Source organism: Bradyrhizobium sp. Ken01 (genome assembly GCF_055807355.1).
This window is the reverse complement of sequence record NZ_JBVVPC010000200.1, coordinates 1-277: the sequence shown is the minus strand read 5'-3', so window position 1 is coordinate 277 and position 277 is coordinate 1. Positions and strand designations below refer to the sequence as shown.

General features: G+C 68.6%; 1 pseudogene. It reads right to left on the bottom strand.

Going from position 1 to position 277, the window contains the following annotated elements:
• Positions 1–156, bottom strand: a pseudogene (locus AC0L3S_RS39345) (biotin/lipoyl-containing protein); the annotation flags it as partial.
• Positions 157–277: the final 121 nt, after the last annotated feature.

Below are 277 nucleotides of genomic sequence, written 5' to 3'. Positions count from 1 at the left end.
GGCGATCAGCTTGCCCAGCATCGGGTCGTAGAAGGGCGAAACGCTGTCCCCTTGCTCGACGCCGCTGTCCACGCGTCGACCCGGACCTGGGTTGGACTCGCGATACACCGCCAGCCGCCCGGTCGCCGGCAGGAAATCATTGGCCGGGTCTTCGGCGATTACCGGCCTCGACCTGGTGGCCTGGCAGATCCGCGTGGCCCAGGGCGAGGCGCTGCCGATCACCCAGGCGCAGGTGCCGCTGAGGGGCCATGCGATCGAGGTACGGTTGTACGCCGAA